We start from the raw sequence: 25552 nt of genomic DNA on the forward strand, positions 1-25552 counted from the left end.
TTATTGATTTTAAAAAAAATGAAAAGCGAAGAATGACCTAACGATTACAAAAACTTATGGTTTAATCCATCAAAGAAGGTTAGTTACTTAATTATTTTTGGCGTTGAGATAATCAATTTTGATAATCTTGTTTATTATCTCTGAGTCTTTTATCAATAAGAGGATGGTTTTTTGCATATATTTGTTAGACACAAACTTTGATTATGATGCTTAAAAAAGGATTACTACTTACTTTTATTTTGCTTTTAAGCACTACGCTTCAGGCACAAAAAAAAGAAAGAATAAAAGGAAATAAAAGCGTAACTACTCAAGAAACACCCATAAGCTCTTTCAATAAAATTTTGGTAGGAGAAAATTTCTTTATAGATATTATTGAGGGTGAAAGCGCATCAGTATTTATTGAAGCTGATGACAACCTACACGACGTCATTAAATTTAATGTAGCCGATAGTGTATTAACTTTTAAAACCACTAAAAAAATAACCTCCAGTAAAAAACTTAGTATTAAAGTTATTTATACTAAAGCATTAAAAGAAATTGAGACTATAGATGATGGAGAAATAAGCTCCTTAACCTCAGTTGATCTAGAAGGGGTATCGGTTAAAAGTAGTGGTACTTCAAAAGTTTTTCTTAATGTAAAATCGCAAAATTTTAGTCTAATTAGTAGTGGAAGGTCTAAAGTAAAACTTAATGTAACATCTAACGAAACTAAATTTGAGTTAAACGATAATAGCAAACTCGACGCTTTAATAAATGCCGACAGAATGCATATAGATTTATATAATAGATCAGATGCAAAAGTTCGTGGCAATCTCGATAAATTAAAAGTAAGAGCAGGAAACTCTTCAAACATTGTAGCTAAAGAGTTGGTTTCTATTAATTGCGAAGTACTCTCAGAAGACAATAGCGATGTAGCTGTTAATGTTACTGAAGAATTATTTATAGATGTAACAGGTAATGGTGAGGTATATATTTATAACGAACCAAAAATTACGCTAAATAAGTTTGCAAATACTGCAAAGCTTCATAAAAAAGAAATATAAAATAAAAAAAGCTGAACAAATGTTCAGCTTTTTTTTGTCGGGGTGGCAGGATTCGAACCTGCGACCTCCGCGTCCCAAACGCGGCGCGATAACCGGGCTACGCTACACCCCGAAAATGGTTATTAAAATTAGAGGTGCAAATATATAGTTTTCTTTTAAGAACAAATAATTTTTTATTCGTATTTTAAAGTCAAAATATTTTGAGTAATGAAATTATATAAATTCGTTTTTTCGCTAGTGATTATTATTAATTTTATTTCATGTAAAGAAACAAAAACTAACGAGTCCATAACACTTAATACTTCTACAGTTTTTGAGTATTCCCATGAAGTTATAGTACCTAATTTAAGTATTCCTTGGGGATTTACCTTTTTGCCTGATGGCTCTATGCTAATTACTGAAAAAAGTGGCGAGTTAATTCATTTTAAAAACGGTAAAATCTTTAAAATTAATGACTTACCAGAAATTAAAGTACAGGGGCAAGGTGGTTTAATGGATATTGAACTACATCCAGAATATAAAAGCAACGGTTGGATATATATATCGTATGCATCAGCTGAAGGTGAAGGTAATGGCGCCAATACAGCTATCATGAGATTTAAAATCGAAAATAATACAGCTGTCGAAAAAAAATTGATGTATAAAGCTAGCCCTAACAGCAGTCGTGGACAACATTTTGGTTCTAGATTGGAATTTGATAATGATGGATATTTATATTTTTCGATTGGTGATAGAGGTAATAGAGATGTAAATCCGCAAAATATTGAGCGCGATGGTGGTAAAATTTATCGTATTCATGACGATGGTAAAATTCCTGTTGACAACCCTTTAGTAAAAGACCGAAATGCTAAGAAAGCCATTTATTCATATGGTCATAGAAACCCTCAGGGTATGGTTAAACATCCAGAAACTGGTAAAATATGGACACATGAACATGGTCCTAAAGGTGGTGACGAAATAAACATAATCGAATCTGGAAAGAACTATGGTTGGCCAGTAATAAGTTATGGTATTAACTATAGTGGTACAAAATTTACTGATATTACTAAAAAGGAAGGTATGGAACAACCTATTCATTACTGGGATCCTTCAATTGCTCCAAGCGGTATGGAATTTATAACTAGTAACATTTACCCTGGATGGAAAGGAAACTTACTTGTTGGTTCGCTAAAATTTCAATATTTAAATAGGTGCGTTATTGAAAATAATAAGGTAGTTAAAGAAGAAAAACTAATTGAAGGATTAGGTCGTGTACGATCGGTTAAACAAGGACCAGACGGTTATATATACGTTGGTGTTGAAAATGTTGGTATTGTTAAAATAATTCCGAAGAAATAATCTTAAATTTGCCCTTAATAATCAAACAAAACATTCATGCTTATAATTGGAATTGCTGGAGGAACAGGATGTGGAAAAACAACAGTAGTAAACCAAATTCTAAACGAATTACCTGAAGGTGAAGTTGGCATAATTTCGCAAGATTCTTATTACCAAGACACCACGCATTTAAGCTATGAACAACGTGTAAAGATTAATTTTGATCACCCTCGCTCTATAGATTTCGATTTGTTAACCAATCACTTAAAAGAGTTAAAAGATCAAAAACCTATAAATCAACCTGTATATTCTTTTGTGCAACATAACAGAACTGGAGATACTATTCTTACTCATCCAAGAAAAGTAATGATTGTTGAGGGAATTTTAATTCTTACCAATCCTGAGCTTCGCGACATGTTTGATATTAAAATATTTGTGCATGCCGACAGTGATGAACGCTTAATTAGACGTTTAAAACGTGATATTTCAGAAAGAGGAAGAGACCTGAACGAAGTACTTTCTCGTTATCAAACCACTTTAAAACCAATGCACGAACAATTTATAGAGCCAATGAAAGAGTATGCCGATATCATCATACCAAACAATAAATACAATACCGTTGCAGTTGACATAGTAAAAACAATTATTAACGAACGATTATAGTGGCTGATTTTATAAATAAATACAAACGCTTTTTTAAGCCTTTTAAAAATGTATCCTTTGTCATTTTAATTGTCTTTGCTATTTGGATGCTTTTTTTTGATGCTAACTCTTGGTTTATTCACAACGAATTAAACAACGATATCGAAGCTCTTGAAAACGAAAAAGCATATTATAAAAGTGAGATTGAAAAAGATAAAAAGGAAATAAAAAAGCTAAAGAGTGAAGAAGGCATCGAGAAATACGGCAGAGAAAAATATCATATGAAAAAAAAGAACGAAGAAATTTATTTAATCGAATACGAAGACAGCCTTAAAAACAGTACAAATGAGTAAAAAGTTATTCAACGAATTTAAACCTGTTTCTGCTAAAGCTTGGAAACAAAAAATTCAGTTAGATTTAAAAGGAGCCGATTATAACGACACACTTATTTGGCATTCTCCTGAAGGCATCGATGTTAAACCTTTTTATAGTACCGAAGATCTTGAAAATACCCTACCTCCAATAAACACAAACCACAGTTGGAAAATTTACCAAACCATTTATGTTGAAAACACTAGTGAGGCTAACAAAAAAGCTATTGATGTTTTAAACAGAGGTGCCGAAAGTTTACATTTCATCATATCAAACGACACAATAAATCCTTCGGAATTATTAAACAATATAGATTTAAAGAATGTTTCAATACTATTTGAGTTAGCTTTTTTATCAAAAAAATATGCGGCATCTTTAAACGACATAGCAAAAAAAGAGCAAGCTAACTTTTATTTACTAACTGATATTATTGGACACCTTGCTAAAAGTGGCAATTGGTATGAAAATTTAAAAGAAGATCACGCTATTTTAGAAAATATAATTGCAAATAATACATCTTTAAAATCGTCATTATCTATTAATGTATCGTTGTATCAAAATTCTGGAGCAAACATCACCCAACAATTAGCTTATGCTTTGGCTCATGCTAACGAATACTTAAATCATTTGGGAAACAGTATTAAAAACAACGTAGTGTTTAATGTTGCTGTTGGCTCTAATTACTTTTTTGAAATTGCTAAACTAAAAGCATTAAGATTATTATGGCACACCTTAGCATTAGAGTATTATGCTAACCCGTCTTCTTGTATTATTAATGCAGTTCCAACTAAACGCAATAAAACTATTTACGACTATAACACCAACTTACTTCGCACTACTACAGAAAGTATGAGTGCCAGCTTGGGAAGTGTTGATTTTATTAGCAACTTAAGATATGATGCTATATATCATAACGATAATGAGTTTGGAGAGCGCATAGCCAGAAATCAGTTATTAGTATTAAAACACGAAAGTTATTTTGATGCTGTAAACAATCCTACTGAAGGTGCTTATTATATTGAAACTTTAACCACGCAATTAGCAGATAAAGCCTTAGCTATTTTTAAAGACATTGAAAAAAATGGAGGGTTTCTTAAACAGTTAAAAGAAGGCATCATTCAAAGAAAAATTAAAGAAAGTGCTTCAAAAGAACAAGAATTATTTGATGCAGAAAAAATTGTACTGTTAGGAACCAACAAGCACATAAATAAAAATGATAAAATGAAAAACGACTTGGAGCGTTTTCCGTTTTTAAAAATCAACAAAAGAAAAACACTTATCGAACCTATTATACCTATCAGGCTATCCGAAGCAATTGAAAAAGAGCGATTAGATAATGAAAAATAACCTACTACTAAAAATTATGAATTTTAAATCATACTATATATTAATAAGTATTTTACTCATTACATTATCATGTAACAATAATGGTAATTCAAAAACTAGTAATGAGAATACTTCTTCAGAGAATTTATCTGGAAAATACCATTTCTTAGAAGACACTGGAACGCAAATTTACCTTCCGGAAGCATTCGAAAGATATTCGCTTACAAGATACCAACGTTTATTAGATTCGTTAACTACAAAAAAGGAGTACGAAATTGAAACCGAACGCTTACAGTCTTTAAATAAAATGGATGGTTCCCTATACATATATTATAACAAAGAAAACGGTTCAACATTTACAATTAATACACGTCCTTACTTTGCTTTTACAAAAGATGATGCACCTCAATTACTTGGTTTAATTAATGAAAACAATAACAAAGTAAAACAAAATAGCGATGCTCAATTCACCAAAATCACAGCTAAGTATGGTGGCGATAAAAAGCAGCAACTATTTAAAGCTGTATATAAAGTAAGTGGTAAAAGCATGAAAAACGATGTATATAATACGTCGTATATCATTTCCTCAAAAGGACAAACAGTTTTTATACAATTGTCAACAATTAACGAAATGAATTTCGATCCATACCTTGACAAGATTATATTGAAATAATGAGAAAAAACATCCAACATATTAAATTAAAATCAAAAACCAAAAACCAAAAATTAGAAACTTCTGAGTTTAAAACCGCCGAAGATATTCTTGTAACATCTCAATACTCTAAAAACAGTTTAAAAGATGTAGAACATTTCGGTTTTGTTGCTGGTATTGCGCCTAACTTACGTGGACCTTACAGTACTATGTATGTAAGACGACCTTGGACCATTAGGCAATATGCTGGGTTTTCCACTGCCGAAGAAAGCAACGCTTTTTACAGACGTAATTTAGCTGCAGGACAAAAAGGACTCTCAGTCGCATTCGATTTAGCAACACATCGTGGTTATGATAGTGACCATGAACGTGTCGTTGGTGATGTTGGAAAAGCTGGTGTCGCGATTGATTCTGTTGAAGATATGAAAGTGTTGTTTGACCAGATTCCACTTGATAAAATGTCGGTTTCCATGACCATGAATGGTGCAGTATTACCAATCATGGCATTTTATATTGTAGCTGCTGAAGAACAAGGTGTCACACCTCAACAACTAACCGGAACCATTCAAAATGACATCCTTAAGGAGTTTATGGTACGAAACACCTACATCTACCCTCCTACACCATCGATGAAGATCATTTCTGATATTTTTGAATACACGAGCCAGAACATGCCAAAATTTAACAGTATTAGTATTTCTGGATACCATATGCAAGAAGCTGGTGCCACCTGCGATATAGAGTTGGCTTATACTTTAGCAGATGGTTTAGAATATATTAGAAAAGGACTCGAAGCAGGCATGGACATCGATACCTTCGCTCCTAGATTGTCATTTTTCTGGGCTATTGGGATGAATCATTTTATGGAAATTGCCAAAATGCGAGCAGCCAGAATGTTGTGGGCAAAACTGGTAAAACAATTCAATCCTAAAAACCAAAAATCGTTGGCATTGCGTACACATTGCCAAACTAGTGGCTGGAGTTTAACCGAACAAGACCCATTTAATAATGTCGCTAGAACCACTATTGAAGCGGCTGCTGCAGCTTTTGGTGGCACACAAAGTTTACATACTAATGCTTTAGATGAAGCTATTGCATTACCAACTGATTTTTCAGCAAGAATTGCACGAAACACGCAAATATACCTTCAGGAAGAAACCAACATTACTAAAACGGTTGATCCTTGGGCTGGAAGTTATTATGTTGAAAAACTCACACACGATATTGCACAAAAAGCATGGGCTTTAATAGAAGAGATTGAAGATCTGGGAGGTATGACCAAAGCCATTGAAGCTGGTATCCCTAAAATGAGAATTGAAGAAGCCGCAGCACGCAAACAAGCACGTATTGATTCTGGTCAAGATATTATTGTAGGTGTTAATAAATACCAACTTAAAGAAGAAGATCCTTTACATATTTTAGAGGTAGATAATCAAACGGTAAGAAATGCTCAAATTGCACAATTGCAACAGTTAAAAGCATCTAGAAATAACGATGCTGTTAAACAAGCATTATCAAAATTAACCGAAGCTGCAAAAACAGGTAAAGAAAATTTATTAGCTTTAGCAGTAAATGCGGCAAGAGAAAGAGCAACTCTGGGTGAAATTAGCGATGCTCTTGAAGCAGTTTTTGGACGATATAAAGCACAAATAAAATCATTTTCAGGCGTGTATAGTAAAGAAATAAAAGACGACAACTCCTTTAAAAGAGCTAAAGCATTAGCCGACCAATTTGCAGAGCAAGATGGACGACGACCTCGTATCATGATTGCCAAAATGGGACAAGACGGTCACGATCGCGGTGCCAAAGTAGTAGCCACTGGTTATGCTGATGTTGGTTTTGATGTGGACATTGGCCCATTATTTCAAACACCAGAAGAAGCTGCCAAACAAGCGGTGGAGAACGATGTACACATTTTAGGTGTCTCCTCATTAGCTGCTGGACACAAAACATTGGTGCCAAAAGTAATTGAAGCGTTAAAGAGCTATGGTCGCGACGATATTATGGTTATTGTTGGTGGCGTGATACCAAAACAAGACTACCAATATTTATTTGATGCTGGTGCTGTGGCTGTGTTTGGTCCAGGAACAAAAATTAGTGAGGCTGCGATTAAAATTTTAGAGATTTTGATTGAGTAGCTTTGCTTAATTCTTAATGAAAAAACTGACAACTTCGTGTACACGGTCTTTAAACAAGTTCATAGACAGACGTTAGCAGTAATTTTAAAAACCAATGAACATGACTAAAATAAAACAAACATTATTATATACTATACTTTTTACCTTACTTTTAAGTTGCGGTGATACTAAGGAGATAAACTATGATATAATAGAAGAGTTTTCGAATTTGGAACATAATCAAAGCTACTTTACTCTAAAAAATATTATTGACAAATCTAAGTTGAATTTATCTTCGGATTATTATAAATATTATAATGGATTAATTTATAATGTTTTTAATGATGCTAAAAAATCTAATAAATATTTCAAGTCTCTTATAGAGAAACCTAACTCGTTACCTGACTCTTTAATGAAAAATGTATATTACAGAACGGTAGCAAATCATTTTAGTTTATTTGAATACAAAAAAGCATATCAAAATCAAAAAATACTAGTTGAAAAATATAGCAATTACATTGATTCTTTAACCCTTGTTGATGCAAAGAAAAACTTAGGAATGTATGATGCCCTAAAGAATGTAGAAAAACAGCGACTTATTAAAAATAAAGATGTTTTAATAAAATTTAAAAAAGATAAAGCTGGATTATCAAATTTAGAAGTCAATTCTGGGTTAAAAAAGGTAGATTTCATTTTCGACACAGGAGCTAGTATTTCTGTAATTCAAGAATCTCAGGCAATTGAACTTGGGTTTAACATATTGAATGTTGATATAGATGCAACTGCTATTACTGGAAAAAAAATCAAAAGTAAATTAGCAATTGCAAAAGAAATCAGAATAAATAATTTAACCATACAGAATGTTATCTTCCTAGTTTTTAAAGATAAGGACTTATCTTTCCCTTCAGCAAATTATTATATCAAAGGGATTATCGGTTATCCTGTTATTCGTGCAATGGAAGAAATTCATTTAACGAATAACAATGAATTATTTATTCCAAAAAAAACAAATTTATACCCTAATAAAAATTTAGCGATAGATGAACGAACTCCAATCGTAGAAGTAATTTACGAAAATGATTCTTTGAGTTTTAGTTTAGATACTGGAGCATCATCTACTATTTTGTACAATTCGTTTTATGAAAAAAATAAAAAGAAAATTCAAAGTATTTATAAACTTCAAGACTTTAAATTGGTAGGAGTTGGTGGAAATGAAAAAATGAAAGGTTATATATTAGATAGTTTATCTTTAAACATTGGGGGAAAGTCGGCTATTTTAAATAATGTAAAGTTAAATCCAGAAGAAATAGGTGGAGAAGGTCATTTAGATGGTAATCTTGGACAAGATTATATTAAGCAACATCAAAAAATGATTATTAGTTTTAAAGAATCCTCAGTGATTTTTAAATAGAAGAAAGTAAAAGTTAGTTTGTTAAACTTCATTAAGACCCAAAGTATTTAACCGATAAGATCTTCCCTAATAAAAAATGAATGAAATGAAAAAATGTAGTAATCTCAATTTAGAATAAAAACTACTGCTAACAATGTATAACCGCAATTACGGCGGATTCAAACGTAGTCGAATCCGCCGTAATTGCTAAAGTCTTTGCCAAACCAAATATTAACGCATATTAACCCGTAACTGACGGTTATACGAGACCGTAAACGAAACCTCAAAAATTGATCCCGAATATTTATAATAATTATCAGTAATGTCTTTATTGTAAAAAAAACACACCCCATTTGTTAACAACTTCAATTTCCTAAACTCACAAATAATTGTATTTTTTGAATTAAAACTTTAGAGAAGCATTCTAAATATTGGTATTCGAATGCTTCTTTGAAAAGTAATATACTTATTATAACACATTATAATTTCTCAAGGTATTTTCAACAGTCAATGTAATTTCCATAGTTGGGTAAGGTCTCATGTTTCCTAAAACAACTATTAAAACTTCATCATCTAAATATCTGTGGATATTACAAATATAACCATACATGGAGCCTCCATGCCTAACTAGTTTTCCAGTAATCTTCTTACTTGAACTTCTATTATACGTTTTTACCTTAAAACCATAGCCATAAGTACCAAATGCATTTGGGCTACCATCATACAATAATTGTTTACTCTTATCATTAACCAATGTATTTGAGTAAAGTGCCGAATCCCATTTTAGTAAATCTAATGCATTGGCATAAATATCGCCGCCACCTTTAGCGTAACTCATAAAATTATCATCCGATTTTACAAATTTACCATTGTTTAAATCATACCCTAAGGCTTTATCTTTAGCTACCTTATTAGTTCTTTCAATTCCTGAATTATGCATGTTAAGAGGTTTAAAAATATGCGTCTCCATATAATCTTTATATGGCATTCCAGTAACACGCTCTAAGACAATGGCACATAATTGATAGTTAAGGTTAGAATACTCGTATTTACTTCCTGGCTTAAAGGCAAGTTTGGTGGTGTTATATAATTTTATTAACTCTTTGCTACTAATGTCCCGATGCTCCAACTGGGTGATTCTATTTAAATGTACTGGAAGTCCGGAGGAATTTTTCATTAAAAAATGTAAGGTTAACTTACCTAATTCATCATTCAACTCTGGAATATACTTTTTAATAGGTGTATGCAACTCCACAAGACCTTTTTCTCTAGCTTGCATAATGGCGATTGCTGTGAATGACTTTGTAGCAGACCCAATTAAAAATTTTGTGTTAGTGGTGTTGTTAATGTTCTTTTCAATATTGGCATATCCAAAAGCGCCTTGATAAAGAATTGTTCCCTTTTTGGCAACCAATACAGTACCGTTAAACTCTTTATTTTTATAATACGTATTTAAAGTGCTTTTTAATTCTTCTGCTAAGATAGTTGAATGCTGCCCTACCATAACAAAACTGCAATACATTAAAACAGTAAAGAGTATGGTATATTTTTTTGTGTGCATTGTTCTTACTGACGTTTTCATAGTTTTTTTCCTTCTTTATTAAACCTTAACATACTTGCTTGCTCTCCATTTTTATATTGATAAGTGATATATGCAACACCATTATCCTTTCTATTCACTAATTCTCCACTCACATCTAAATAATCAATTCTAGAAAGATTTTTATTTCTATGATAATGATATTTTACCGAATGATATCCTCTAGTAGCGTGAACTGTAGGTTTATCATTTACATTAAAATAAGAAAGTAATTCTCTATAATTTCCAGATTTATCCCATTTAATTTTTAGCTTATGGTAACCAGCATTTTTATGATTGGATGGCTGATTGGCATCATTATAGAAGGTTCTTTCGGAGATGTTTCCAAACTCATCAAACTGTGTTTTACTTTTACAAATTCCGTAAGCACTATACATTAAGTTGTTATTTTCATCGCGATGCTCTAAACCACTCTCATAGCCATACTTGTTAAACTGTTGAATTCCAACAGCCACATCTGGACCATTCCCTTTTTCAAGTTGATGGTTATTATCTAAAACCTGCCATTGTAAAAAATTGCCCTCAGCATTGGTGGTAATATTGTCTTGCGACGCTCCAGAAGAATTTTCCACCAAATTACCTTCGTTATCAATATTTTGCATTAACGCAATATGCCCAAGTGTATTGAAATATAATTTTAGCCTATAAAACTCGAATCCTGGACGAATGGATGCTTGCTTTCCATTTTTATTAAATCGGTCTTCAATAACAGTTCCATCGCTTAAATACTCCCATTTATATTCAAAAATATCCCAACTATTTTCAACTCTATTGCCAGAATCATCTAAAAAGTAAAGTGATTCCCTAAAGCCTAATTTATTGAGTTTAAATACAAATTCGCTACAATTTCCTAATACTGTAGTTCGTTTGCCTTTTGTATCAAAGAAGCGCACTTTCTCCAAATCATTTTCGTAAAAAAACTCCATTCGATGTGCTAGTGTAAACAAGTTTGCCGTATGGTTAGGATGCCTAGGAGCAGTACCATTATAAAATGCTATAGAAGTTAACCTATTTTGCAAATCATAACTAAACCTATAATGATTGCGCTTTAACGCTACCTCCTTTGTTAAAGGAACACTGCCTTTAATGTAAGATAAAGGCGTTTCTACAAATTCTACAGTCGAATAATAAACAACTCTTGTAGCATCTTTATCATTAAACGAATTAGCTTGTAATAAAGCTGTAAAACAAATTAGTATTGATAAAATTATTTTTTTCATTTCATTATTATTTTGAGTTTTTGATGGAACAAAAATCGAAATGAAAAAAAAGAAATCCTTATAAAATGAAGACTATAAAGGTTCAATTCAAGAATTGGAACCTCTTTTAGATTTTAAAAATTGATTTGGTGTAAGTTGTGTAGCTTTTTTAAAGGCTCTAAAAAAAGCGGATTTCGATTTAAACCCAGACATTAACCCAATGGCTTCTAGAGTTAAATTTGCATTTGTTTTGTCAAGCATTAATTTTTTAGCTTCTTCAACACGATAGCTATTAATAAAATCCACAAAACTTAGTTGTAAATAATCATTAATAGCTTGAGATAGATATTTTGGATTGGTATTTATGCTTTTTGAAAGTTCGCCAAGTGTTAATTTTTCTTTTTTATACAATTTGTTGCTTTCAATATGTTGTTTGGCTTTATCTATTATAACCTTGTATGTGTCGTTCTCTAAAATACTCCTGCTGTATTTAATTGGCGGTAAAAATGTACTTCCAGTATTTACCATAAGTGCCAAAACAGACAGTAACAATAAGAGTAGGCATATAAAAGTAATATCGATTGGCCATTCTATCATTGAAAACTTAGTTGCTCTATAAATCCATCTATATAATAGATTTGAAAATTGGTTAAACAAGAAATATATTATAATGATAACAGAAAGTATTCTTATAAGACGCTTACTTTGAATTGTTTTAGTTTTTCTTTTAAACTTAAAAAAGTTATATCCAATAACTCCTAAAAATAGAATTGGAATTACTGTAGATTTGATAAGTGTTTTTACATTAATCCAATAATTAAAAGGTCCAGGTCTATTATCATTATAAAAAGCGTTTAACATTTCTATTTTTTCATTTGAAGGAATAAATAAACTCGAAACAAACACGTATAAACCATATAATATAAAAACTAACAAGAGTAACTTGTGAGCAGGTTTTAGCTTAAATTCGGGTTTTATAACATACCAAACAAAAAACAGAAAAACAGGATAAATCAAAAGATTGTGAAACCTTCCTGGATGATATAGCCATTGAAAATCATAAATTAGACGACTATGAATTAAGGTCTTGTATAACATTTCAAACCCTAAAATCAAAATTGAAATGTATAAATACAGATAGTGGTCGTTTTTAAACTTTTTTTGAAAAAGAAAAAACAACGAAATAAAAAAAGAAAGGAAAGAAACACCTAACCCTAGTATTGTAAAAGCATCTAATATGTATTTCATAATTGACAACTACCTGAAACAAAAATATAAAACGTTTTATAACAAATGGTATAGTTTACAACCAGTTTCGTAATGCGTCCTGTTTTATAGTTCATAATAAATAAAAAATGCTAAAAAACTCATCCTTTTTGTTAACAACTTCAATTTCTTAAACTCGCAAATAATTGTATTTTTACTGCTAGTAAATTAGCTCTATTAAGCATTCGAGACATTTAATAAAAAGTATATATATTTCGAAGCAATATTCGAAATATATAAATCTCGATTATAGAGTAAAACCAAATCAATCAATGGGTAAAATAATAGCAATCGCTAATCAAAAAGGAGGTGTTGGTAAAACAACTACCTCGGTAAATTTAGCGGCTTCACTTGGCGTTTTAGAAAAAAAAGTCCTACTTATAGATGCCGACCCTCAAGCGAATGCCACCTCAGGATTAGGCATCGATGTTGAAAGTGTTTCTATGGGAACCTATCAACTTTTAGAACATAGCTGTTCTGCCGAAGAATGTATCATCCCATCAAACGCACCTAACGTAGATGTTATTCCGGCGCATATAGACTTGGTCGCTATTGAAATTGAACTAGTCGATAAAGAACAGCGCGAATACATGCTTAAAAAAGCAATCACGCATTTAAAATCGGCTTACGACTATATTTTAATAGACTGCGCTCCATCATTAGGGTTATTAACTCTAAATGCCTTAACTGCATCCGATTCTGTTATAATCCCTATTCAATGCGAATATTTTGCTTTAGAAGGTCTTGGAAAATTACTAAACACGATTAAAAGCGTACAAAAAATACATAATGAAGCCTTAGATATTGAAGGCTTATTATTAACCATGTACGATTCTAGATTACGACTCTCAAACCAAGTAGTTGAAGAGGTTCAAAAACATTTTACAGATATGGTATTTCAAACTATTATCCAACGAAACGTACGCTTAGGAGAAGCACCTAGCTATGGCGAAAGCATAATTAACTACGATGTAAGTAGCAAAGGCGCAACAAATTACTTAAGTTTGGCTAAGGAAGTGATTACAAAAAATGAAGATTAATGGCGAAGGCAACAAAAAAACAAGCATTAGGCAGAGGACTTTCAGCGCTATTGAAAGACCCAAGCAACGATATACAATCGGCTCAAGATAAAAATGCCGACAAAGTAGTTGGCAATATTGTAGAGTTAGAATTAGATAGAATTGAAGTCAATCCGTTTCAACCACGTACAAAATTCAACGAAGAATCACTACGCGAATTAGCCTCTTCTATAAAAGAATTAGGGGTTATTCAGCCTATTACAGTTCGAAAAATTGCGTTTAACAAGTACCAATTAGTCTCAGGTGAACGTCGTTTTAGAGCTTCTTCTTTGGTAGGCTTAAAAACCATTCCTGCCTATATTAGAATTGCCAACGACCAAGAATCGTTAGAAATGGCATTAGTTGAAAATATTCAACGTCAGGATTTAGATCCTATTGAAATTGCTTTATCATACCAACGTTTAATTGATGAAATAAACCTCACGCAAGAGCAAATGAGCGAACGTGTTGGTAAAAAACGTTCTACCATAGCTAACTATTTGCGCCTATTAAAATTAGACCCTATCATTCAAACAGGCATGCGCGATGGTTTTATATCTATGGGACATGGTCGTGCCATTATTAATATTGAAGACCATATAGCGCAACTTGAAATTTACGAGAAAATTTTAACTAGCAAATTATCGGTTAGACAAACGGAACAATTGGTTAAAAACTATCACCAAAATAAAGAAGTAACTGTACCAAAAACCCCTGAAACACCAAAATACATTAAAAAAGGCGTTAAGGAAATATCGGAATACTTTGGACATAAAATACACGTTAAACTAGGAAAGAATGGCAGTGGAAAAATTACGATCCCATTTCATTCTGAAGAAGATTTTAATAGAATAAAGAAACTCGTTCAACGTGAAAAATAAGGCTTTTCTTTTAGTCGTAATACTACTATTACCTTTTGCGGCAATCTCACAAAACGAAGACACTGTTGGTGAAACTATTGTGATTCAAGATTCTATCACAAAAAAACCTATAGATCCGTTAAGACCTTCAAGAGCTGCTTTTTACTCGGCAATTTTACCAGGTTTAGGACAAGCCTATAATAAAAAATATTGGAAAATCCCTATTGTCTATGCTGCCTTAGGAACAGGTATTTATTTTTATGCAGATAACAACAAAGATTATAAAAGATACCGAAATGCTTACAAGCGTCGTTTGGCTGGTTTTAGTGATGATGAGTTTTGGGGAGAAAACACAGATGAAAGTCCATTAGCATCTCCTAATATTTCCAACGATGGGTTAATTAGAGCACAACGTACACTACGTAGGAACAAAGAAATTTCACTTTTAGTAACCATTGGTATTTATGCTTTAAACATTATTGATGCCAACGTTGACGCGCATTTATTACAATATAATGTAGATGATAATTTGGCGATTAAACCTCATTTTAACTTTAATGACATGGACGCTACAACTAACTTAGGTCTTACTTTAGATTTTAAATTTTAGGTAAATGAAAATTGCTTTACTAGGCTACGGAAAAATGGGAAAAGCTATAGAAAAGATAGCTGTAGAGCGTGGTCATTCTATTGTTTTAAAAATTAGTGATGATATTGATAAACACAATATCCAAACAGCAGATGTTGCTATAGATTTCAGCATTCCTGAAGCTGCAGTTAAAAATATTTCTAATTGTATAAAAAATGGTGTTCCTGTTATTTCTGGGACTACTGGTTGGTTAAAAAACTATAGCGATATGGTTGCTTTGGCTAACAAAAAGGATGGTGCATTTATTTATGCCTCGAATTTTAGTTTAGGTGTAAATATATTTTTTGAGCTAAACAAACTATTAGCAAAAATGATGGCTAATTTATCACAATATAAAGTGGATTTAGAAGAAATTCATCATACACAAAAACTGGATGCACCAAGTGGCACAGCAATAACACTAGCCGAAGGCATTATAGAAAATACTCATTACAGTGATTGGTCTTTGGGTCAAGAGAAGAGCAAAACTACCATTCCTATAGAATCAAAGCGTATTGATGCAGTTCCTGGAACTCATTTTGTAAATTACACCTCAAATGTAGATACTATTTCTATGTCGCATACAGCACATAATAGAGAAGGGTTTGCTTTAGGAGCTGTTATTGCTTCCGAATGGATTATTGGTAAAACTGGTGTATTTACTATGAATGATGTGTTAAATATTGGTTAAGATGATTTATTATTGTAACACTCAAATACTACTTTAGCACTAACTAACAACAAAAAAATTCAATTATGACGTTGACTCAATGGTTTATTTTCATTTTAATAATTCAAGTAATACATGGATTAGGAACTTGGAAACTATATATAAAAGCTGGAAGACAAGCATGGGAAGCCTTTGTTCCTGTTTATAATGCTGTGGTCTTGATGAAAATAATCAACCGTTCGCCTTGGTGGACGATATTATTATTTCTACCCATTATCAACCTCATCATGTTTCCGGTAATTTGGGTAGAAACAGCTAGAAGCTTTGGCAAAAACACTTATACAGATACGTTTTTAGCTGTAGTAACTCTTGGACTTTATCTTTACTACCTAAATTATGCCACTGATGTTACTTATGTTAATGATAGAGATATAAATCCGAAATCATCCTCTGGTGAATGGGTTAGCTCTATTTTATTTGCTATTGTTGCAGCTACCTTAGTACACACTTATTTTATACAGCCATATACCATTCCGTCATCATCACTAGAAAAATCGCTATTAATTGGTGACTTTTTGTTTGTAAGCAAGGTTAATTATGGTGCCAGAGTACCCATGACCACTGTTGCAGCACCTATGGTACATGACACCATTCCTGTAATTAAAAAGAAATCGTATTTGTTTAATGACGATATCACTAAAAAAGAAACCTCATGGTTAAATAAATTACAATTACCTTATTTGCGTCTTCCTGGTTTTGAAACAATAGATAGAAATGAAATTGTGGTTTTTAATAGTCCAGCCGATTCAACCGATAATATTAATAGGTTTACTTCCGATCGTAATTATAACAAACCCATAGACAAAAAAATTAATTTAGTTAAACGTTGCGTTGGGGTTCCTGGAGATTCATTAGAAGTTCGTAATGGTTTTGTATATATTAATGGTAAGAAAAACGAATTGCCAGATAGAGCTCAATTACAATTTTCATATTTAGTTCAGCCAAAAACCAATCAGTTCAATCCAAAAATTATGGCTAACAGATATGATATTACAGATCGATTTGGTATCATGAATGAGCAAAACACTTATTATTTTTCTGCAATTTCTGATGAAGCTTTAGGTAAATTCAAAAACCACCCAAACGTAGCAAGTATTACACCAAACAAACAAGAAAAAGGTGTGAGAGATTCTGGAATTTTCCCGCATCATCCCGATTATAACTGGAATAATGATTTTTTTGGGCCAATATACATTCCTGAAGCAGGCAAAACCATAGATATTAATTTAGAAGTCTTACCATTATACAAACGAGTTATTACAGAATATGAAGGCAACTCGCTTAGTGTGGAAGGCAATCAAATTTTCATAAATGATGAATTAGCAACCAATTACACCTTTAAACAGAACTATTACTGGATGATGGGAGATAACCGTCATAACTCATTGGATGCAAGAGCTTGGGGATTTGTGCCATTTGACCATGTGGTTGGTAAGCCTGTATTTATTTGGTTAAGTTTAGACCCTAACAAAAGTTTATTTAACGGTAAAATACGTTGGGACAGAATGTTTACAACGGTTCATGGCAGTGGTGAACGTGTATCGTATTTAATTCCGTTTTTAGTAGTATTATTAGGATGGTTTGGGTTTAACAAATGGCGTAAGCGTAAGAAAGCAACTGCATAATGCATTGACAAATGCACACTCTACTCCACCCAACATATTTTCCAAATATAGCGCATTTTGTAAGCATGGTTCATGCTGAAAATTTGATGTTTGAAGTTCACGATAATTACCAAAAACAGACCTATAGAAATCGTGCTTATGTATATGGTGCCAATGAAAAACTAGCATTAAATGTACCTATTAAACATTCTCATAAAAATAGGCAGCTATATAAAGACGTTAAAATTGTAAACGACACACCTTGGCAAATACAACACTGGAAATCATTACAAAGCGCTTATAGAACCTCTCCTTTTTTTGAATACTATGAAGATGACATAGCACCTTTATTTCATACGAAACAAGATTACATTCTTGATTTTAACTTTAAGTGCTTAGAGGTAATCTTTGACTGTTTACAGTTAGATCTTAACTACCAAACCACAACTGCATACCAAACCACACCAAGCAATTGTAAAGATTTTAGACATTTGGTAAATGCCAGAAAAGAAAAAGAATATCTCTTTGAACCTTACACACAAGTATTTGCCAATAAACATGGTTATATTAATAATTTAAGCATTCTTGATTTGCTATTTAATGAAGGCACCAATGCTGTTACGTACCTAAAATCTCAGAGCTTATAATTATAATGATACAACCTATTGTCCATTATGGCATTCATTTTTTAGTGCCTTTAGCTGTTGCCTTATTCTTCTTTAAAAATAATTGGGAAAAGGCTTTTTTAATTATGATTGCCACCATGTTAATTGATTTAGATCACTTATTAGCTACGCCTATTTTTGATGCTAATAGGTGTAGCATTAACTTTCATCCGCTTCACTCGTATTATGCTATTGGAGTTTATATAGTGCTTACTTTTTTTAAGAAAACGAGGGTTTTAGGCATTGGGTTATGCATTCACATGATTGCCGATTGGTGTGATTGCTTATTTATGTAGAACCTGATGTAATTATAGAATAAAATTTGTCAATTCGAGTGAATTTCTGTCATACTTATGAGTGAAATTAGTATCGAGAATCAAGTTTTTGATTTAAAATCCTGTTCTCGATACAATTTTCTAATAGAAAATTACTCGAACTGACCTTTTGTTGATAACAAAAGCTCTACTGTTAGTTTAAGTTAATTTTAGCACGAATTGGATAATGGTCAGACAGTTTTTCTTCATACACTTTAAAACTATCTACAGCAAAAGTATCATCTACTAATATAAAATCAATACGTACAGGAAAATATTTAAAGTTAAACGTTTTGCCAAAACCATTACCTGCTTCCTCAAAAGCATCCTTTAAATCGCCTTTTATTTCTTTATATACGTAAGAGTAAGCTGTGTTATTAAAATCGCCACAAATAATCATTTTGTATGGCGACTGTGTTTTATGCGCTATAAACAATTCGGCTTGTTCCTGTTGCATTTTAAATGTTTCGCCTGCTTTATTAAAAAGCCTTTCAGAATCCTCAGTTTTTAAATCCTCAACATTAGCATCGATGCGCCATGATTGTAAATGTACATTATAAACTCTAAGGGTATCGTTGTTTTTAACAATATCAGCAAAAATGGCATTATTCGCTGTATTAGGAAATTCTACCGAGCCAGAATTTACAATAGGATATTTTGAAAAAATGGCTTGACCATATTTTATACGATTACCAGAGAGTTTTTCGTATTTATATTTATAGGAAGACAAATTTACACGCTCATGTGGATGGTACTCTTGAAAACAAATAACATCAGGGTTATCTTTTTCAATCAAATTCATAATGTCTTGCTCAACACTATCACTATCAATCCAATTATACAAATTGAACAAGCGTACATTATAATTCATGATAGATAAATCGTCTCCATTTTCAATATTTTTAGACGATGAAAATTTATATAAAGACCCTACATAACTGTAACCTAATAGTAATACCAAACCAGATAACAATAGTTGTTTTTTAGCCTTTAAAAGCCAATATAGCATAAACAAACCGTTTAAAATAATAAGTAGTGGTACTGCTAAACTTAGTACTGAAAGAAACGCAAAGTTTTTGGGAGCAACGTAAGGTAATAAGTAAGATAATAAGAGTAGCAACGCTACTAACGAGTTGGTTATAAAAATGGTTTTATTTACAAAACTTAGCTTTTTCATTTTATGCTAGATGACTGATGACCGAAGATAATCTTTATGTGTATTTAAAATGCTGCATAACATTTTTTACTTCCCAGACCTAAACAAAAATTCTTTTTCCTCCTTGCTTAAACTTTCGTAACCACTTTTACTTATCTTGTCTAATATAATATCTATTTGCTTCTGCTTATTAAACTCGTTAAACTCGTCTTTAGTATGTCCTGCGTAAGCCTTTGTTTTTCTTTTGGACTTGTGTACTGTTTTTAAAGGCGATTTTTTAGAAAATAAACTAGAGAAACTATCCATAATGCGTTCAAAGCCCTTACCTATATCTATTCCCTTTTTTAATTGCGTAGCATAGAAAAACCCTAATACATCACCACCTAAATGAGCAATATTTCCCCCAGCGTTACCACTGAACAATCCAAGTAAATCAAGTACCACCAACACCAAACCTATATACATTAATTTAATATTAAAAGTAATTAGTCTTACTTCGTAATTGGGCATATAAGCACATAAAAAAATAAGCGCAGCTCTTACACCAGCCGAAGCACCCAATAGTGCTCCTGTAAACTTTAAAATACCACCAGGAAACAAGGCATAAGCTAGCATGTAAGCCAAGGCACCACTGATAATACCTAAGAAATAAACATTAAGTGATAGCTTGATGTTGAATAAGTTAGAAAACGAACGTCCAATAAAATAGAGTACAAACACATTAAAAAATAGGTGCCAAAAATCGACATGTGCAAAACCATAAGTAATTATTGACCAAGGTTTAAATATAAACTCCGAAAACTCTTTAGGCAATACTAACCACTCTAAACTTTGATTTCTTGATACAGCAGAAAAATTAGCTACAAACCATCCAATAATATAGATAGCCACATTGGCCGCTATAATTTTTTCAAAAGCCGTTAATCGTTTAAGTTTGCCTTGAATGTCTTGTGTTAAAGAAGTCATTTAATCCCAACGATTTTGGTTAAACTGATTCTTTTTCCAGTACCACATAATAATAAAACCTGTAATAGCGCCACCAACGTGAGCCATATAAGCCGTATTACTTGGACTAAAGAATGACTGTCCAGTTAAGGCTGAAACAATATCTAAAATGATAATACCAGGAATAAAGTACTTTGCCTTTATTGGTATTGGTAAAAAAATGAGCATGAGTTTCGCTTCAGGATTCATCATCCCAAAAGCTGCAAGAATTCCCATAATACAACCAGAAGCTCCTACCATTGATGCATTATATATAGGAAAAAGTTGTTGTAACTTTAAAAACTGTGATTCATTAATACCATTAATTGCTTGATTAGATGTTAACATTTGTAATATTTGATCACTTGTCAAACCTGAACTAATTAATTCTGCATGCAATGGGATATAATTAAAATAGTAATACCCTAATTGAAACAATACAGCACCTAGTCCTGCTGATATATAAATGAATAAGAATTTTTTACTTCCTAATTGTTGTTCTACAGCAGTACCAAACATCCATAGGGCAAACATATTAAATAATAAATGGGTAAAACCACCATGCATGAACATATGCGTAATGACTTGCCATGGTTGAAACAAATCATTCTTAGGGAAATATAAAGCAAACCATCTATAAAACAACTCGCCATTACCTCCACCAACAGCCATGGTGCCAATAAACATAATCACGTTAATGATTAATAAATGCTTTACAGTATCGGTTATTCCTTTCATCATAATACGCTACTCTTAATTAAATTTTTTATCAATGTCTTCAACCTTCATCGTTATAAACGTTGCTCTATTAGTTGGAGAAATGGATGGTTCTTTACAAGCAAATAAACTATTTACTAAATGTTCTTGTTCTTGTACACTTAACGATTGCCCTGTTTTAATTGCCAAACTCTTTGCTAAGCTTTTTGCAATTAAATCGGTTTGACTAAAATGATTATCTGGCACTTCGTTTTCTACATCGCTAATTAGTGTTTCTAATACTTGCGATACCTTAGAGGCTTCAACACTCACTGGCACGCCTGATATTTCTACCTCATCGCCTTCTAACTTAGAAAACACAAACCCTGTTTGTTCTAACTGCTCTTTTAGATTTAACAGAATAGCTATTTCCATGGTTGAAAACTCCATAGCTAGAGGAAACAATAATTGCTGGCTCACGGCTTCTTTAACTGTAATATGCTGCAAAAATTGTTCGTACAACACACGTTGATGAGCGCGTTGTTGGTCTATAAACAGCATCCCAGATTTAATGGTATTTACTATGTATTTACCGTGTATTTGAAACGTTTTTTGAGTGACTTCATCGTTAGCTTTTTCAAACATTGAAGGCATTTCTTCGTCGCTTTCTAGCTGTAATTGACTAAACGCATCGCTACTATTTCCTTTAGACTCTAAACCAACATACAAACTTTCCCAACTACTTACAGGTTCTTTTTTAAAGGTAACTCCTGATTTCCTCGAGGTTTCTTTGTCATTCTTAAATGGATTAAAACTTCTATCTACCTCAATAACAGGATTGTTCGCTTCTTTATGTTTATAATTGTAAGGCGTATCCATACTACTGTTATGCTCAAAATCTAAAACAGGTGCAATGTTAAACTGCCCTAAACTATGCTTCACAGACGAACGCAATAAAGCATACAAGGTATGCTCATCATCAAACTTAATTTCGGTTTTTGTAGGGTGAATATTGATGTCTATAGATTTTGGATCAACTTCTAAATACAAAAAATAACTAGCATGTGTTCCGTCTCGCAACAAACCTTCAAACGCTGCATTTACGGCATGATTTAGGTAAGAACTTTTAATAAATCTATTATTGACAAAAAAGAATTGTTCGCCACGTGTTTTACGTGCAAATTCTGGTTTCCCAACAAATCCAGATATTTTTAAAACTTCGGTCGATTCTTCAACAGGCACTAATTTTTCATTCGTTTTGCCGCCAAACACATTAACAATACGTTGGCGCATATTTGACTCCGGTAGATTAAACAACTCACTTCCATTATGAAACATTACAAAAGTAATTATTGGGTGTGCTAAGGAAACACGATTAAACTCGTCAATAATATGTCTAAGTTCAACCGTATTTGATTTTAAGAAATTACGTCTCGCAGGAATATTAAAAAACAAATTCTTTACTGCAATAGAGGTCCCTGTTGGTGTCGCAATAACTTCTTGTGAAACAACATCGCTACCTTCAATTTTTATATGCGTACCAACATCATCTAGTTCTGGTTTTGTTTTAAGCTCAACATGCGCAATAGCAGCAATACTAGCCAAAGCTTCGCCACGAAATCCTTTAGTAGTTAAATTAAATAAATCATCAGCAGACGTAATTTTAGAGGTTGCATGACGCTCAAAACTTAAACGTGCATCAGTAACACTCATGCCTTTACCATTATCTATGACTTGAATAAGTGTTTTACCAGCATCTTTAACAATAAGTTTTATTGAAGTTGCGCCAGCATCAATGGCGTTTTCTAACAACTCTTTAACAACCGAAGCTGGACGTTGTACAACTTCGCCTGCAGCAATTTGGTTAGCAACATGATCTGGTAATAACTGTATAATATCTGCCATTAATTGTTATGAAAAGAAAATGGATAAATCAAAATCAATAATGAATAGAAATATTAGTACAAGAATGGCAGTTATAATTAAAATTCGTCGGTTAGCTACTTTATCTTTTTCACCTTTTAAATCGGCTAAAGCATTATTAATTTTCGCTTTTAAGCCATGTTTACCAACAGTTGTTCTATACTCATCGAATTTATGTTTAATCTCATAAGGGTTACCATCTCCTTTGTTATCAAAATATCGAGGTGTATAATCAAATTTTTTGTTTTGGCGTGTTTTAAAAATCCCCATAGCTTATTATTTTTTACATGAATTTGTTTTCTAATACGTACATACAAATCAATAACAATACCAAAATTATTATTAGCGTACGCATTGGAAATCCACGTCTTCCTTTACCAAGACTAGCATCTCGTTGTTTTTGCCACTTTGATGCTAAATTATGTCCTTTAGAGTGTTCTTCTAACTGACTTTCTTTAGAAAATCTTGGCTTATAATTAAACTTTTTATTCTTGCGCTGTTTAAACAATCTATTCTATACTAATGCTTCAAATGTACTTAAAATACAGCGGAATTACACTTACGGAATGCCAAAAATTGTTAACAAAAATAAGCAATTTGTCATTGCGAAGGAGGTACGACTGTCGCAATCTTTTTATTTTAGACAGACTGCCACGTTTTACCAAAAAGTAAAACTCGCAGTGACAGGTTTAAATCTGTCAAACTAAAAAAGGTTCTAATTATTTTTACGCAACTCTGCCATTTTAATAGCTGCAATAGCAGCTTCGGCTCCTTTGTTACCATGAATGCCTCCAGAGCGCTCAATGGCTTGTTGCATGGTATTATCAGTTAACACGCAGAAAATTACTGGAATGTCGTGCAATACATTAAGATCTTTAATGCCTTGAGCAACACCCTCGCAAACAAAATCAAAATGTTTGGTTTCCCCTTGAATAACACTACCTATGGCAATAACTGCATCAACTTGTTGTTCTTGCATTTTTTTGCTTCCATAAATAAGCTCAAAGCTTCCTGGAACATCCCAACGCATGATATTTTCTTTAATGGCACCGCAATCTAACAAGGCTTCAATAGCACCTTTATAAAGGCCTTCGGTAATATTATCATTCCATTCAGAAACAACAATCCCAAACCGAAATTCTTTCGCGTTTGGGATTGTTGACTTATCGTAATGTGATAAATTTTTATTTGCTGTTGCCATGTGTTAGTTACTAGCAGCTTCTGCTTTACCTATAAAAGCATCAATATTTGCTGCTTCTGTGCTAGATGGAAATTCTTCTTTTATTCTTTTGAAAAAACCTAGTGCCTTACTGTGTTGACCTAATTCTAAAGCCACATTTCCAGCTTTAAACAAATACATTGATGTTGTAAAAGCATTACTAGACATGTTTGCTGCCTTAGTATAATAATCTAGTGCATCTTCTTTTTGTTCTAACTGAATAAATGCATCACCTATACTTCCTTGAGCAATTGGTCCAAGAACAACATCGTCCGACTTAAAGTTACTTAAGTGTTCTACTGCATTAGAATAATCTTTTGTTTGCAAATACGCCATTCCTGCGTAGTAGCTTGCTAAGTTAGCTGCATCAGTTCCTTTATATTCTGAGATAATATCTAGCATTCCAAATTTACCTTCGCCACCTTGTAACGCTAAGTTAAAAAGTGAATCTTTTTCAACACCTGTATTAATCGCTTCGTCAAAATATTTTTGTGCTTGGAACATATCGTTCATCGCTTCACTTTCTTTAGGCTCTTGTATAAACTTGTTATACCCTAAATATCCTAAAACAATTACTGCTGCTAAACCAACAATAATAAAAATATATTTCTGATTTTTTGCAACCCACTCTTCCGTTTTAGAAGCACCTTGATCTAAAGTATTAAATACCTCAGCCGTTGTTGATTGTTCTTCTAATACGTCAGCTTTCTCTGCTTTTGTTTTTGGTTTATAACCTCTTTTCTTATAAGTCGCCATATATTCTATATTAATGCGCCGCAAAAATAAAATTT

The 25552-nt window shown here is 32.4% G+C and carries 26 protein-coding genes and 1 tRNA gene; 15 read left to right on the forward strand and 12 right to left on the reverse strand.

Annotated features, from left to right (window positions below; translation table 11 throughout):
• Positions 1–203 precede the first annotated feature (203 nt).
• The gene (locus tag E5167_RS06150) at positions 204–1043 is read left to right on the forward strand and encodes a GIN domain-containing protein (RefSeq protein ID WP_136842190.1); all 840 of its coding nucleotides are present in this window, start codon (positions 204–206) and stop codon (positions 1041–1043) included.
• 37 nt (positions 1044–1080) lie between these two features.
• On the opposite strand, the gene E5167_RS06155 is transcribed toward E5167_RS06150, so the two are convergent.
• Positions 1081–1155, reverse strand: a tRNA-Pro gene (locus E5167_RS06155).
• A gap of 95 nt (positions 1156–1250) precedes the next feature.
• Between E5167_RS06155 and E5167_RS06160 the strand changes: the two genes are divergently transcribed.
• From E5167_RS06160 to E5167_RS06190, 7 genes are all read left to right on the forward strand, one after another.
• On the forward strand, positions 1251–2381 hold the full coding sequence (locus E5167_RS06160) for a PQQ-dependent sugar dehydrogenase (RefSeq protein WP_136842193.1): 1131 nt from the start codon (positions 1251–1253) through the stop codon (positions 2379–2381).
• 36 nt (positions 2382–2417) lie between these two features.
• Positions 2418–3023: a uridine kinase gene (udk, locus tag E5167_RS06165; RefSeq protein ID WP_136842195.1), complete on the forward strand. Its 606-nt coding sequence runs from the start codon at positions 2418–2420 to the stop codon at positions 3021–3023.
• Complete coding sequence (locus E5167_RS06170; RefSeq protein WP_262709578.1) at positions 3023–3355, forward strand: FtsB family cell division protein; 333 nt, start codon at positions 3023–3025, stop codon at positions 3353–3355. Before udk ends, E5167_RS06170 begins: the two co-directional genes overlap by 1 nt.
• Positions 3348–4721 (forward strand): methylmalonyl-CoA mutase subunit beta, encoded by a 1374-nt coding sequence (locus E5167_RS06175; protein WP_136842197.1) that lies wholly within the window; start codon positions 3348–3350, stop codon positions 4719–4721. Before E5167_RS06170 ends, E5167_RS06175 begins: the two co-directional genes overlap by 8 nt.
• A 16-nt stretch (positions 4722–4737) precedes the next feature.
• On the forward strand, positions 4738–5373 hold the full coding sequence (locus E5167_RS06180) for a hypothetical protein (RefSeq protein WP_136842199.1): 636 nt from the start codon (positions 4738–4740) through the stop codon (positions 5371–5373).
• Positions 5370–7490, forward strand: coding sequence for a methylmalonyl-CoA mutase (gene scpA / locus E5167_RS06185; RefSeq protein WP_169301397.1), 2121 nt, complete (start codon positions 5370–5372; stop codon positions 7488–7490). Before E5167_RS06180 ends, scpA begins: the two co-directional genes overlap by 4 nt.
• Positions 7491–7590: 100 nt before the next feature.
• Entirely contained in the window at positions 7591–8880 is a 1290-nt protein-coding gene (locus E5167_RS06190; protein WP_169301388.1) for a pepsin/retropepsin-like aspartic protease family protein, read from the forward strand.
• 448 nt (positions 8881–9328) lie between these two features.
• On the opposite strand, the gene E5167_RS06195 is transcribed toward E5167_RS06190, so the two are convergent.
• The 3 genes from E5167_RS06195 to E5167_RS06205 all read right to left on the reverse strand — a co-directional run bounded on the left by E5167_RS06195 (position 9329) and on the right by E5167_RS06205 (position 12906).
• Positions 9329–10441: a serine hydrolase domain-containing protein gene (locus E5167_RS06195; protein WP_136842204.1), complete on the reverse strand. Its 1113-nt coding sequence runs from the start codon at positions 10439–10441 to the stop codon at positions 9329–9331.
• Positions 10438–11679 (reverse strand): hypothetical protein, encoded by a 1242-nt coding sequence (locus E5167_RS06200; RefSeq protein WP_136842206.1) that lies wholly within the window; start codon positions 11677–11679, stop codon positions 10438–10440. The genes E5167_RS06195 and E5167_RS06200 overlap by 4 nt, the downstream gene beginning before the upstream one ends.
• Positions 11680–11766: 87 nt before the next feature.
• Positions 11767–12906: a helix-turn-helix domain-containing protein gene (locus E5167_RS06205; RefSeq protein ID WP_136842208.1), complete on the reverse strand. Its 1140-nt coding sequence runs from the start codon at positions 12904–12906 to the stop codon at positions 11767–11769.
• 290 nt (positions 12907–13196) lie between these two features.
• Here E5167_RS06205 and E5167_RS06210 point away from each other — a divergent pair, with 290 nt between their 5' ends.
• The 7 genes from E5167_RS06210 to E5167_RS06240 all read left to right on the forward strand — a co-directional run bounded on the left by E5167_RS06210 (position 13197) and on the right by E5167_RS06240 (position 18765).
• The gene (locus E5167_RS06210; protein ID WP_136842210.1) at positions 13197–13964 is read left to right on the forward strand and encodes a ParA family protein; all 768 of its coding nucleotides are present in this window, start codon (positions 13197–13199) and stop codon (positions 13962–13964) included.
• Complete coding sequence (locus E5167_RS06215) at positions 13964–14863, forward strand: ParB/RepB/Spo0J family partition protein (RefSeq protein ID WP_136842212.1); 900 nt, start codon at positions 13964–13966, stop codon at positions 14861–14863. The genes E5167_RS06210 and E5167_RS06215 overlap by 1 nt, the downstream gene beginning before the upstream one ends.
• Positions 14853–15452: a DUF5683 domain-containing protein gene (locus tag E5167_RS06220; protein ID WP_136842214.1), complete on the forward strand. Its 600-nt coding sequence runs from the start codon at positions 14853–14855 to the stop codon at positions 15450–15452. The genes E5167_RS06215 and E5167_RS06220 overlap by 11 nt, the downstream gene beginning before the upstream one ends.
• Before the next feature lie 4 nt (positions 15453–15456).
• Positions 15457–16161, forward strand: coding sequence for a 4-hydroxy-tetrahydrodipicolinate reductase (gene dapB, locus E5167_RS06225; RefSeq protein WP_136842216.1), 705 nt, complete (start codon positions 15457–15459; stop codon positions 16159–16161).
• 65 nt (positions 16162–16226) lie between these two features.
• Positions 16227–17825 (forward strand): signal peptidase I, encoded by a 1599-nt coding sequence (lepB, locus tag E5167_RS06230; protein WP_136842219.1) that lies wholly within the window; start codon positions 16227–16229, stop codon positions 17823–17825.
• Between the two features lie 11 nt (positions 17826–17836).
• On the forward strand, positions 17837–18451 hold the full coding sequence (locus E5167_RS06235) for a WbqC family protein (protein ID WP_136842221.1): 615 nt from the start codon (positions 17837–17839) through the stop codon (positions 18449–18451).
• Positions 18452–18456: 5 nt separating this feature from the next.
• Positions 18457–18765, forward strand: a complete 309-nt coding sequence (locus tag E5167_RS06240; protein ID WP_136842223.1) for a DUF6122 family protein — start codon at positions 18457–18459, stop codon at positions 18763–18765.
• 172 nt (positions 18766–18937) lie between these two features.
• On the opposite strand, the gene E5167_RS06245 is transcribed toward E5167_RS06240, so the two are convergent.
• The 8 genes from E5167_RS06245 to E5167_RS06280 form a co-directional block, all read right to left on the reverse strand.
• A complete protein-coding gene (locus E5167_RS06245) occupies positions 18938–19960 on the reverse strand; it encodes an endonuclease/exonuclease/phosphatase family protein (RefSeq protein WP_136842225.1) in 1023 nt (340 codons plus the stop codon).
• Positions 19961–20026: 66 nt separating this feature from the next.
• Positions 20027–20905: a rhomboid family intramembrane serine protease gene (locus E5167_RS06250; protein WP_136842227.1), complete on the reverse strand. Its 879-nt coding sequence runs from the start codon at positions 20903–20905 to the stop codon at positions 20027–20029.
• A complete protein-coding gene (locus E5167_RS06255) occupies positions 20906–21661 on the reverse strand; it encodes a rhomboid family intramembrane serine protease (protein ID WP_136842766.1) in 756 nt (251 codons plus the stop codon).
• A 15-nt stretch (positions 21662–21676) separates the two neighbouring features.
• Positions 21677–23524, reverse strand: coding sequence for a DNA mismatch repair endonuclease MutL (gene mutL, locus E5167_RS06260; protein ID WP_136842229.1), 1848 nt, complete (start codon positions 23522–23524; stop codon positions 21677–21679).
• A gap of 6 nt (positions 23525–23530) precedes the next feature.
• Positions 23531–23812, reverse strand: a complete 282-nt coding sequence (locus tag E5167_RS06265; RefSeq protein ID WP_136842231.1) for a riboflavin synthase subunit beta — start codon at positions 23810–23812, stop codon at positions 23531–23533.
• 13 nt (positions 23813–23825) lie between these two features.
• Complete coding sequence (locus E5167_RS06270) at positions 23826–24050, reverse strand: hypothetical protein (RefSeq protein WP_136842233.1); 225 nt, start codon at positions 24048–24050, stop codon at positions 23826–23828.
• Between the two features lie 207 nt (positions 24051–24257).
• Positions 24258–24743, reverse strand: a complete 486-nt coding sequence (ribH, locus tag E5167_RS06275) for a 6,7-dimethyl-8-ribityllumazine synthase (protein ID WP_136842235.1) — start codon at positions 24741–24743, stop codon at positions 24258–24260.
• A 3-nt stretch (positions 24744–24746) separates the two neighbouring features.
• On the reverse strand, positions 24747–25517 hold the full coding sequence (locus tag E5167_RS06280) for a tetratricopeptide repeat protein (RefSeq protein WP_136842237.1): 771 nt from the start codon (positions 25515–25517) through the stop codon (positions 24747–24749).
• Positions 25518–25552: the final 35 nt, after the last annotated feature.

It is taken from the genome of Pontimicrobium aquaticum, from assembly GCF_005047595.1.
In the GTDB taxonomy this organism is placed as follows: Bacteria; Bacteroidota; Bacteroidia; order Flavobacteriales; family Flavobacteriaceae; genus Pontimicrobium; species Pontimicrobium aquaticum.

What these genes read in the sequence shown, in the direction of transcription:
- E5167_RS06240 (WP_136842223.1), top strand. Translation starts at nt 18,457, where the DNA reads ATGATACAACCTATTGTCCATTATGGCATTCATTTTTTAGTGCCTTTA.
- ribH (WP_136842235.1), bottom strand. Translation starts at nt 24,743, where the DNA reads ATGGCAACAGCAAATAAAAATTTATCACATTACGATAAGTCAACAATC.
- E5167_RS06215 (WP_136842212.1), top strand. Translation starts at nt 13,964, where the DNA reads ATGGCGAAGGCAACAAAAAAACAAGCATTAGGCAGAGGACTTTCAGCG.
- E5167_RS06195 (WP_136842204.1), bottom strand. Translation starts at nt 10,441, where the DNA reads ATGAAAACGTCAGTAAGAACAATGCACACAAAAAAATATACCATACTC.
- E5167_RS06175 (WP_136842197.1), top strand. Translation starts at nt 3,348, where the DNA reads ATGAGTAAAAAGTTATTCAACGAATTTAAACCTGTTTCTGCTAAAGCT.
- E5167_RS06160 (WP_136842193.1), top strand. Translation starts at nt 1,251, where the DNA reads ATGAAATTATATAAATTCGTTTTTTCGCTAGTGATTATTATTAATTTT.
- E5167_RS06180 (WP_136842199.1), top strand. Translation starts at nt 4,738, where the DNA reads ATGAATTTTAAATCATACTATATATTAATAAGTATTTTACTCATTACA.
- E5167_RS06200 (WP_136842206.1), bottom strand. Translation starts at nt 11,679, where the DNA reads ATGAAAAAAATAATTTTATCAATACTAATTTGTTTTACAGCTTTATTA.
- E5167_RS06235 (WP_136842221.1), top strand. Translation starts at nt 17,837, where the DNA reads ATGCACACTCTACTCCACCCAACATATTTTCCAAATATAGCGCATTTT.
- E5167_RS06150 (WP_136842190.1), top strand. Translation starts at nt 204, where the DNA reads ATGATGCTTAAAAAAGGATTACTACTTACTTTTATTTTGCTTTTAAGC.
- lepB (WP_136842219.1), top strand. Translation starts at nt 16,227, where the DNA reads ATGACGTTGACTCAATGGTTTATTTTCATTTTAATAATTCAAGTAATA.
- mutL (WP_136842229.1), bottom strand. Translation starts at nt 23,524, where the DNA reads ATGGCAGATATTATACAGTTATTACCAGATCATGTTGCTAACCAAATT.
- E5167_RS06210 (WP_136842210.1), top strand. Translation starts at nt 13,197, where the DNA reads ATGGGTAAAATAATAGCAATCGCTAATCAAAAAGGAGGTGTTGGTAAA.
- E5167_RS06190 (WP_169301388.1), top strand. Translation starts at nt 7,591, where the DNA reads ATGACTAAAATAAAACAAACATTATTATATACTATACTTTTTACCTTA.
- E5167_RS06265 (WP_136842231.1), bottom strand. Translation starts at nt 23,812, where the DNA reads ATGGGGATTTTTAAAACACGCCAAAACAAAAAATTTGATTATACACCT.
- E5167_RS06205 (WP_136842208.1), bottom strand. Translation starts at nt 12,906, where the DNA reads ATGAAATACATATTAGATGCTTTTACAATACTAGGGTTAGGTGTTTCT.
- E5167_RS06280 (WP_136842237.1), bottom strand. Translation starts at nt 25,517, where the DNA reads ATGGCGACTTATAAGAAAAGAGGTTATAAACCAAAAACAAAAGCAGAG.
- E5167_RS06255 (WP_136842766.1), bottom strand. Translation starts at nt 21,661, where the DNA reads ATGAAAGGAATAACCGATACTGTAAAGCATTTATTAATCATTAACGTG.
- dapB (WP_136842216.1), top strand. Translation starts at nt 15,457, where the DNA reads ATGAAAATTGCTTTACTAGGCTACGGAAAAATGGGAAAAGCTATAGAA.
- E5167_RS06250 (WP_136842227.1), bottom strand. Translation starts at nt 20,905, where the DNA reads ATGACTTCTTTAACACAAGACATTCAAGGCAAACTTAAACGATTAACG.
- udk (WP_136842195.1), top strand. Translation starts at nt 2,418, where the DNA reads ATGCTTATAATTGGAATTGCTGGAGGAACAGGATGTGGAAAAACAACA.
- E5167_RS06245 (WP_136842225.1), bottom strand. Translation starts at nt 19,960, where the DNA reads ATGAAAAAGCTAAGTTTTGTAAATAAAACCATTTTTATAACCAACTCG.